11 protein-coding genes are annotated in these 8,941 nt (G+C 60.1%); 2 read left to right on the forward strand and 9 right to left on the reverse strand.

The annotated features are described in order from the left end of the window. Together Q8K05_RS01515 and Q8K05_RS01520 are read left to right on the forward strand one after the other, a co-directional pair. On the forward strand, positions 1–121 hold a 121-nt coding region (locus Q8K05_RS01515), incomplete at its 5' end, for an amino acid--tRNA ligase-related protein (RefSeq protein ID WP_305244794.1). Between the two features lie 110 nt (positions 122–231). Continuing rightward, positions 232–750 carry a YgjP-like metallopeptidase domain-containing protein gene (locus tag Q8K05_RS01520; RefSeq protein WP_305244785.1) on the forward strand — a complete coding sequence of 173 codons (519 nt, stop codon included), beginning with the start codon at positions 232–234 and terminating at the stop codon, positions 748–750. 9 nt (positions 751–759) lie between these two features. Here Q8K05_RS01520 and nagZ read toward each other — a convergent pair whose 3' ends face one another. The 9 genes from nagZ to lepA form a co-directional block, all read right to left on the reverse strand. Further along, positions 760–1,818, reverse strand: coding sequence for a beta-N-acetylhexosaminidase (gene nagZ / locus Q8K05_RS01525; RefSeq protein WP_305244795.1), 1,059 nt, complete (start codon positions 1,816–1,818; stop codon positions 760–762). Between the two features lie 15 nt (positions 1,819–1,833). Further along, positions 1,834–2,244 carry a holo-ACP synthase gene (gene acpS / locus Q8K05_RS01530; protein WP_305244786.1) on the reverse strand — a complete coding sequence of 137 codons (411 nt, stop codon included), beginning with the start codon at positions 2,242–2,244 and terminating at the stop codon, positions 1,834–1,836. Continuing rightward, complete coding sequence (locus tag Q8K05_RS01535; RefSeq protein WP_370868751.1) at positions 2,244–3,077, reverse strand: pyridoxine 5'-phosphate synthase; 834 nt, start codon at positions 3,075–3,077, stop codon at positions 2,244–2,246. Before Q8K05_RS01535 ends, acpS begins: the two co-directional genes overlap by 1 nt. A 14-nt stretch (positions 3,078–3,091) precedes the next feature. Next, positions 3,092–3,841, reverse strand: coding sequence for a DNA repair protein RecO (gene recO / locus Q8K05_RS01540; RefSeq protein WP_305244788.1), 750 nt, complete (start codon positions 3,839–3,841; stop codon positions 3,092–3,094). A 105-nt stretch (positions 3,842–3,946) separates the two neighbouring features. Beyond that, the gene (era, locus tag Q8K05_RS01545) at positions 3,947–5,011 is read right to left on the reverse strand and encodes a GTPase Era (RefSeq protein WP_305244789.1); all 1,065 of its coding nucleotides are present in this window, start codon (positions 5,009–5,011) and stop codon (positions 3,947–3,949) included. Between the two features lie 42 nt (positions 5,012–5,053). Further along, positions 5,054–5,755 (reverse strand): ribonuclease III, encoded by a 702-nt coding sequence (rnc, locus tag Q8K05_RS01550; RefSeq protein WP_305244790.1) that lies wholly within the window; start codon positions 5,753–5,755, stop codon positions 5,054–5,056. Further along, positions 5,756–6,097 (reverse strand): DUF4845 domain-containing protein, encoded by a 342-nt coding sequence (locus Q8K05_RS01555; protein ID WP_305244791.1) that lies wholly within the window; start codon positions 6,095–6,097, stop codon positions 5,756–5,758. An 80-nt stretch (positions 6,098–6,177) separates the two neighbouring features. Then, a complete protein-coding gene (gene lepB / locus Q8K05_RS01560; RefSeq protein ID WP_370868752.1) occupies positions 6,178–7,155 on the reverse strand; it encodes a signal peptidase I in 978 nt (325 codons plus the stop codon). Continuing rightward, entirely contained in the window at positions 7,155–8,939 is a 1,785-nt protein-coding gene (gene lepA, locus Q8K05_RS01565; protein ID WP_305244793.1) for a translation elongation factor 4, read from the reverse strand. Before lepA ends, lepB begins: the two co-directional genes overlap by 1 nt. Positions 8,940–8,941 lie beyond the last annotated feature (2 nt).

Raw genomic sequence — 8,941 nt, forward strand, 5'->3', positions numbered from 1 at the left:
ATACGGCATGCCCCCCACCGGCGGTTGCGGTATTGGAATTGATCGGCTGATGATGCTGCTGACAGACAGCCCCAGCATTCGCGACGTGATCCTGTTTCCGGCGCTGCGCCGCGAGAGCTAGCCCCCACGGTCGCGCACTTCGTGTCGCTCCCTGCCCCCCAAGGGGGCCGCCCCGCCTGCGGCCCGGCAAAGCCGGTTCCGCGGCTCGGACTTGACCAGGCCTGTTGACCCATGACGCCACTCAAATACCTTTCCGCCTATCCTGACAGCCTGCAGGTCCAGGTGCGGCAACTGCTGGAGCAGAACAAGCTGGGCGACATGCTGCTCAAAAAATACAGCCATGTACATGGCGTGCGAACCGACAAGGCCTTGTACGACTACGTGATGGGGCTGAAAAACGATTTCCTGCGCAACGCCGAGCCGCTGTCCAAAGTGGCCTTTGACAGCAAGCTGCAGGTGATCACCCATGCGCTGGGCACGCACACCACGGTGTCCCGCGTGCAGGGCAACAAGCTCAAGGCCAAGCGCGAGATCCGCGTCGCCTCGCTGTTCAAGGAAGTGCCAGAGGAGTTTCTGAAAATGATTGCGGTGCACGAGCTGGCCCACATCAAGGAAAAAGGCCACGACAAGGCTTTTTACCAGCTCTGCACCCACATGGAGCCGCAATACCACCAATACGAGTTCGACCTGCGGGTTTACCTGACCCACATCGATGCCGTGGGCAAGCTGGCTTGGCCAACCCAGGCCTGAGCGGTCAGGTCAGGGCAAGAGGCCCAGCGCGTGCATGTAGGCCGGGTGCACCATCAACTCGTCCCATTCGTGGGCCGGGGTAGTGGGCAACAGGTCGAGTCGGCGCAACTCGCTGGCTTCCAGCGCCTCCCACTGGCCCTTGATGAGCGCTTCGGCCATGCCGTCGAGCAACTCGTCAACCGGCTTGCCGTCCCCCACCGACTGGTTGCACAGCAGCACCATGTCGCAGCCGGCGTTGAGCGCGGCCACAGCGGCCTCGGTGTAGCTGACGGTCTTGCCGTCAATCAGGCGGGCGCCTGCCATGCTCAGGTCATCACTGAAAATCGCGCCGCCAAAGCCGAGCTGGCTGCGCAGTATGAAATTCAGCCATTTGCTGGAAAAACCGGCAGGCCGCGCGTCCACCTTGGGATAAATCACATGCGCGGGCATCACGCTGGACAAGGTGGTGTTGAGCCATTCGTAGGGCGCAGCATCGTCCGCCAGAATGCTTTTCAGGCTGCGCTTGTCCACCGGGATGGCGGTGTGGGAGTCGGCCTTGACGAAACCATGACCCGGAAAGTGTTTGCCACAGTTGCGCATGCCGCTTTGCAGCAGGCCGTGCATCAGGCTCTTTGCCAGCAGCGTGACCACCCGCGGGTCGCGGCCAAAGGCGCGGTCGCCGATGACACTGCTTTCGCCATAGTCCAGATCCAGCACCGGCGTGAAGCTGAAGTCCACGCCGCAGGCGCGCAATTCGGTGCCCAGCACATAACCGCAGGCAGTGGCGGCGTTGGTCGCGGCGAGCTGGTCTTTGATCCAGGCGTCACCCAGCGCGCGCATGGGCGGCAAGTGGGTAAAACCATCGGTGCGAAAGCGCTGCACGTGGCCGCCTTCGTGGTCGACGCAAATCAGCAGGTCCTGGCGCAGGCTTTTGATCTCGGCACACAGCGCGCTGAGCTGCAGGCGGTCTTTCCAGTTGCGGCCAAACAAGGTGATGCCGCCAGTCAGCGGGTGCTTGAGGCGACGGCGGTCAGCTTTGCTGAGCGACAGTCCGGGGATGTCGATGATGAGGGGGGCGTGTTCGGACATGTGGGAGCTCATGGTTTACGGGGTTGGAGTGTCAGGGGCATGTTCAACCACCACAAAGCTGGCGGCGTAATCGGTTTCGTCAGTCACGGAGACATGGACGGTGAGTTGGCGCGCCTCAAACCAGGTTTTAAGCGCGCCGTGCAGCACAATTTCAGGCTTGCCACTGGCCACGTTGGTGATTTCGCAGTCGCGCCAGCGCATGGGCAGGTGCAGCCCCAGGCCTATGGCTTTGCTGAAAGCCTCCTTGGCCGAAAAACGGGTAGCGAGGTACTTGATCCCCCGGTCCGGCCAGCGCGCGCTGCGGACTTGCCAGGTCGCCAGTTCGCCGTCGCTCAGGATTTTCTGGGCAAAGCGCTCGCCATGGCGTTCCAGACTGGTGCGAATGCGGCGCACGTCACAGATATCGGTTCCTATGCCAAAAATCATCAGGCGGCTGCATTTGCTGTGAACGCTGCGTCAATGCAGCGCAGGTAGTCCTTCACCGTGGCGGCATAGCCCAGCTCCAGGGCATCGGCAATCAGGGCATGGCCAATCGACACTTCCTGGACACCGGGCACCACGCGCAGGAATTCAGTGAGGTTGTCGCGGTTCAGGTCATGACCGGCATTCACGCCTAAATTAACAGCTACCGCCGCCCGTCCTGCTTGCGCAAAACGGCTTAACACCTCATTTCTCTCGGGGCCTGACCAGGCCCGGGCGTAAGACTCGGTATAGAGCTCCACACGATCGGCACCGACAGCCTTGGCAGCGGCCATCGCGTCTGGATCGGGGTCCATGAACAGGCTCACCCGCACGCCGCGGGCGTGTGCCTGCTCGATCAGGGGCTGGAGGCGTTCGGCGTCATCCGGAAACGTCCAGCCATGGTCGCTGGTGAACTGGTCTTCGCTGTCGGGCACAAAGGTGCACTGGTGCAGCGGCAGGCCCCTGGCCGTGAGGTTGCGGACAAAATCCATCAGGTTCTGGAAGGGGTTGCCTTCGATATTGAATTCACGTTCGGGCCAATCCTTCATCAGCGCCGCGATTTCGTAGACATCATCGGCACGAATATGGCGCTCGTCGGGCCGGGGATGCACGGTAATGCCCTGTGCACCGGCCTGCAGGCACAACTCGGCGGCGCGCGTCACGCTCGGGATGTCGAGGTGCCGGGTGTTGCGCAGCAGCGCAACCTTGTTGACATTGACCGACAGCGCAGTTTTATGTGCAGCCTGCTGGGTCGCCAAAGGAACAGACGGTTCGTGAGCACGGAAGAAGGTTGGCATGGCGGTGTTGATTGTTAGAGGGCTTGCAGGTCCATCATCATTTGCCGGGTTTTCAGGACCTTGACGCCGCAATGGTAGTGCAGCAAGGCGCTTAACTGGATCTTGAGTTCGCGGAGCCCGGGAATGCAGGCCCGCAGCGTATCGGAAAACAGGGCGTCATGACCAAGCGCCTGCTGCAATGCCTGCCACTGTTCACCGGGCAGGCTGACGCGGTCATTGCCATGGGCCTGCCGCAAACCCGCCTCGGCCACCAACACGTAGCGGGTGCGCACGTCCAATGGGCGCAGCGTCGCCGTTTCGGCATCAAGCATGGGCAGCAGTCCAATGTCACGCAGCAAAAGCAACTCAAAAGCACGCAGCGCCAGTTGCAGCGTATCGGCGCTCTGGCTGGCAATCAGCTGCACGGTGGCCGAATAGGCATCAAAAAGAACGGGATGCGGGTCATCGCGGGCCAGCAGGCGCATCAGCAGTTCATTGAGGTAGTAGCCCGACAACAGGGCATCGCCCGTCGGCATGACATGGCCGCCCTGCCATTCAGCGCTTTTGAGGTTCCGGATTTCCGCATCCCCGCCAAACGCAAGGTGCAAGAGTTGCATGGGCAGCAAAATCGGCCGAAAACTGGAACTGGGTTTTTTGGCACCCCGCGCAACCAGTGCCAGCCGCCCGTAATGACGGGTGAACACGTCCAGAATCAGGCTGGACTCGCTCCAGTCGTAGCGGTGCAGCACATAGGCGGGCTCGTTGCTGATGCGTTGGATGGCCACGCCAGTCCTCCGATCAGGCCAGCGAACGCCGCGCCGGGCCGCCCCAAGGCCGGACAGCCCCCTCGGGGGGCAACGCATTACACGCAGTGAAAAGTGTGGGGGCCACTATTCATATCCGAAGGTCTTGACCCGTGCTTCGTCATCGGCCCAGCCCGAGCGGACCTTGACCCATATCTCCAGAAACACCTTGCCACCCGTGAGTGCTTCGAGCTCATGCCTGGCTTCGGTGCCTATGCGCTTGAGCTTCTCGCCCTTCTCGCCAATGATCATGCCCTTGTGGCCGTCGCGTTCCACGACGATGGTGGCGGCGATCTTGCGCAGATTGCCTTCTTCCTCGTACTGGTCAATCAACACGGTCGAGGTGTAAGGCAACTCGTCGCCGGTGAGGCGAAACAGCTTTTCGCGAATGATCTCGGCCGCCATGAAGCGGTCGCTGCGGTCGGTCAACTCGTCAGCGCCATACATCCATGGCTGCAGCGGAAGGTATTTTTCGCAGATGCCAAACAGCCGCTCGACATCCTTGGCGTTGTTGGCCGACATCGGCACAAACTCGGCAAAGTTGTGGCGCTCCTGCATCTCCTTGAGCCAGGGCGCAATCTCGGCGCGGCGATGGATCAGGTCGAACTTGTTGGCCAGCAAAATCGCCGGGATTTTCTCGGGCAGCAGCGACAGCACCCGGGCATCAGCCTGGTTGAACTGGCCAGCCTCCACGACAAACACAATCAGGTCCACGTCGTTGACAGCGCCCACCACCGTGCGGTTCAGCGAACGGTTCAAGGCATTGCTGTGCCGGGTCTGGAAACCTGGCGTATCGACAAAGACAAACTGCGTGGCGTCACGCGTGCGCATGCCGGTGATGCGGTGCCGCGTGGTCTGCGCCTTGCGCGACGTGATACTGATTTTCTGGCCCACCAGCGCATTGAGCAAGGTGGATTTGCCCACATTGGGCTTGCCGACGATGGCAATCAGGCCACAACGCTGCTCGCCCACCGGCGGAATGCTGGCGGCGGGCGCGGCATTGTCGGCGGGAACCGCAGCCCCACGGGACAACAAAGCCTGGGTCAGCATGGCGCCTATCGCATCCTGGTCCGGTCCCTGGTCAAGGGGCTGGGCTGATGGCGTTGCGGCCGATTTTGGCGGCATCTTGGGTTCTTTTTTACCGGTACTCATAATTTTATTAAGGGGTTGGGCAACAGCGTTTGCTGCGCCAGGTCAGGAATCGAGTGTTTTGACAAACATCAGCATGGCGGTGGCGGCGGCCTGCTCACCGGCTCGGCGCGAGCCACCAATGCCGCGTTCCGCCCGGCCATATTCAATGATTTCGCACTCCACATCGAAGGTCTGCTGGTGCGCAGCACCCATGGTGCCGACCACCCGGTAAATGGGGAGCTTCATTTTGCGCCCTTGCAACCACTCCTGCAATTCGGTTTTCGGGTCCTTGCCGATAGCCTGCATCTGGGGGTTGATTTCCACATCCTTAAACAGGCGGCGCACCAGCTGGTCGGCCTTGTCAAAACCCGCATCGAGATAAACCGCACCAATCACCGCTTCCAGGGCATCCGCCAGGATGGACGGCCGTTTTTGTCCGCCGGACTTGGCTTCGCCTTCGCCCAGCCGCAGCAGCTGCGGCAAGCCAAGCACCACCGCCAGCTGATGCAGGGTGTCCTGCTTGACCAGGTTGGCACGCACACGCGACAAGTCACCCTCGGGTAGCGCGCTGAGCTGCTCGTAGAGCAAGCCCGCCACCGCCAGATTCAGCACGGAATCACCCAGGAACTCGATGCGCTCGTTATGGTCGGCCGAAAAGCTGCGATGCGTCAGCGCTTGCGCGAGCAGTTTGGGATTGGAAAAATCATGCTGCAGTCGTTTCTGCAGGGCCAGCAGGTCTGGACTTGAAGTGGAACTGGCGCGCACTTATTTGGACTGGCCGTTGTACTTGAGCAGCAGGTAGGCAGGCCCGACCATGTGGATTTCGCGCGTGTAGGCAAAAGCGACGACGGTCTTGTCACCTTCTTTGCTCACCTCCAGGTCTTTTCCGGAAATTGACTTGATGTCATCGACCGCGGCGGCCTTGTCAAAAATGGACCTGACTTCGGCCACCGTGTTGCCCTCGGCGGCCTTGCTGGCAGCTTTGGTGATGGCCTGAAACTCAATCAGCGTTGGCACAACCTGGGCCGCCAGCACACCGGCGCACGCCAGAACGCCGGCCACAAACAAAAGACCGATGAAGGAAATGCCGCGTTGCTGCTGTTTCATAGTTTTTTCTGCTCTGGCCAGAAAGCCTGCGAGTCCTGTGAAATGGGGGCACGTCGAAGCGCGCCCCCGCCATGCCGAAATTAATCGAAGGAACCGATACGTTTGAGGTTGCCGAAATTCATCCAGACAAAAAAGGCCTTGCCTACAATATTTTTCTCGGGAACAAAGCCCCAATAACGGGAATCCAGCGAGTTATCGCGGTTGTCACCCATCATGAAATAGTGCCCTTCCGGAACCTTGCAAACCACCCCCTCGCTACTGTAACGGCAATTTCCCTTGAACGGAAAGTCGTCAGCACCGGGGATGAAGGCGGGACGATCATCATCGTTGAGCAAGCGATACTTCCTGTCCCCATTGGCTTCCTCGTACTGCTTGGCGTAGCGCAGCGAATCCTCATCAAAAAAGTCGGGCAAGGGTGTCTTGGACAAAAGCTTGCCGTTGATGGTCAGCGTCTTGTTGAGGTATGCCACCTCGTCGCCGGGCACGCCCACCACACGCTTGATGTAGTCCAGGCTGGGCTTGGGCGGATAACGGAACACCATCACGTCGCCGTGCTGCGGGCTGTGGTTGTCCATCACCTTCAGATTGATGACGGGCAGGCGCACACCATAGTGAAATTTATTGACCAGAATCAGGTCATTGATCAGCAGGGTCGGGATCATGGAACCCGACGGAATCTTGAAGGGTTCAAACAAAAAGGACCGCAGCAAAAAGACGACGAGGATCACCGGAAACAAGCCGGCGGTCCAGTCCAGCCACCAGGGCTGCATGATGAGCCGCATTTTGGCTTCACCGGTGTTGTCGTCGACCTGGTTAATACCCATTTTGGCCAGCTCGGCCCGACGGCTCGCAGTAGCCGCTTCAAGCGCAGCAACCGCCTGGCGCCGCTGCGGCAAAAAGTAGAACCGCTCAGCCAGCCAATAAATGCCCGTGACCACGGTTGCGAGAAACAGCAGCAAGGCAAAGTTGCCTTCCACCACACCCAAATACCAAGCCGTACCGTAGCCGACGAACGCCGCCAGCACCACGGCTGTAATTGAACTCATGACACCGCGCATTAATCTTCCACCTGCAATATGGCCAGGAAGGCCTCTTGGGGCACTTCCACCGAACCGATTTGTTTCATGCGCTTTTTACCCGCCTTTTGTTTCTCAAGGAGCTTGCGTTTACGTGAAATATCGCCGCCATAGCACTTGGCGATCACGTTCTTGCGCAGCGCCTTGATTGTCTCACGCGCAATAATGTTGGCGCCAATGGCCGCCTGGATCGCCACGTCGAACTGCTGCCGCGAGATGATTTCGCGCATTTTGGCCACCACAGCGCGCCCGCGGTAGGCCGTCTGGCTGCGGTGAACAATGATGGACAGCGCATCGACTTTCTCGCCGTTGAGCAAAATATCCACCTTGACCACATCGGAGGCGCGAAATTCCTTGAACTCGTAGTCCATCGACGCGTAGCCGCGCGACACGGATTTGAGCTTGTCAAAGAAATCGAGCACGATCTCGCCCAGCGGCATTTCATAGGTCAGCATGACCTGCTTGCCGTGGTAGGCCATGTTCAGCTGGACACCGCGTTTGAGGTTGGCCAGCGTCATGACCGCGCCCACATAGTCTTGCGGCATGTAGAGGTGCACGATCACGATGGGCTCGCGAATCTCGTTGACCTTTCCGGCATCCGGAATTTTCGAGGGATTCTCGACCCGGATGATTTCGCCGTCGGCCTTGAGCACCTCGTACACCACACTGGGCGCGGTCGTGATCAGGTCCTGGTCGAATTCCCGCTCCAGCCGTTCCTGGACAATCTCCATGTGAAGCAGGCCCAGGAAGCCGCAGCGAAAGCCAAAGCCGAGTGCCTCGCTGACTTCAGGCTCGTAATGCAGCGAGGCATCGTTGAGCTTGAGCTTTTCGAGCGCATCCCGCAGGGACTCGTACTCACTGGCCTCGCTCGGGTACAGCCCGGCAAAGACCTGGGGCTGGATTTCCTTGAAACCTGGCAGTGCTTCGGTCGCGGTGAAGGCCGCGCCGCCCGTGCCGCCTTTGATCAGGGTGACGGTGTCACCCACCCGCGCCGCCTGAAGTTCCTTGATGCCCGCGATCACAAAACCAACTTCACCGGCTTCCAGGGACTGACGCGGTTCGGTATGCGGGGTGAAGACGCCCAATTGCTCGGCGTTGTACGTGGCCTCACTGGCCATCAGCTTGATCCGGTCGCCCTTGGCCAGGCGCCCGTCCACCACCCGCACCAGCATGACCACGCCCACGTAGGCGTCATACCAGCTGTCAATGATCATGGCGCGCAAGGGGCCGGCTGGATTGCCCTTGGGCGGCGGTATCCTGGCAATCACGGCCTCCAGAATCTCGTCGATGCCCATGCCGGTCTTGGCACTGCAGGGAATGGCATCGGTCGCGTCAATACCGATCACGTCCTCGATTTCCTGCCTGGCCGTGTCCGGATCCGCTTGCGGCAGATCCATCTTGTTCAATACGGGAACGACTTCCACACCCAGCTCCAGGGCGGTGTAGCAATTGGCGACGGTCTGCGCCTCCACGCCCTGGCTGGCATCGACCACCAGCAGCGCACCTTCACAGGCAGACAGCGATCGGCTCACTTCATAAGAGAAGTCGACGTGGCCCGGTGTGTCGATCAGGTTGAGGTTGTAAATCTGGCCATCAACCGCCTTGTATTTCAGCGCAGCCGTCTGGGCCTTGATGGTGATCCCGCGCTCTTTTTCGATATCCATCGAATCGAGCACCTGCGCACTCCTCTCGCGATCCTGCAGGCCACCGCAGCGCTGTATGATTCGGTCTGCGAGGGTGGATTTACCGTGATCAATGTGCGCAATGA

It is taken from the genome of Polaromonas sp., assembly GCF_030682935.1.
In the GTDB taxonomy this organism is placed as follows: domain Bacteria; phylum Pseudomonadota; class Gammaproteobacteria; order Burkholderiales; family Burkholderiaceae_C; genus Polaromonas.

Bases quoted from the DNA above. Each gene is read 5' to 3' on its own strand.
- Q8K05_RS01520 (WP_305244785.1), top strand. From the start codon at position 232: ATGACGCCACTCAAATACCTTTCCGCCTATCCTGACAGCCTGCAGGTC.
- nagZ (WP_305244795.1), bottom strand. From the start codon at position 1,818: ATGTCCGAACACGCCCCCCTCATCATCGACATCCCCGGACTGTCGCTC.
- acpS (WP_305244786.1), bottom strand. From the start codon at position 2,244: ATGATTTTTGGCATAGGAACCGATATCTGTGACGTGCGCCGCATTCGC.
- Q8K05_RS01535 (WP_370868751.1), bottom strand. From the start codon at position 3,077: ATGCCAACCTTCTTCCGTGCTCACGAACCGTCTGTTCCTTTGGCGACC.
- era (WP_305244789.1), bottom strand. From the start codon at position 5,011: ATGAGTACCGGTAAAAAAGAACCCAAGATGCCGCCAAAATCGGCCGCA.
- Q8K05_RS01555 (WP_305244791.1), bottom strand. From the start codon at position 6,097: ATGAAACAGCAGCAACGCGGCATTTCCTTCATCGGTCTTTTGTTTGTG.
- lepB (WP_370868752.1), bottom strand. From the start codon at position 7,155: ATGCGCGGTGTCATGAGTTCAATTACAGCCGTGGTGCTGGCGGCGTTC.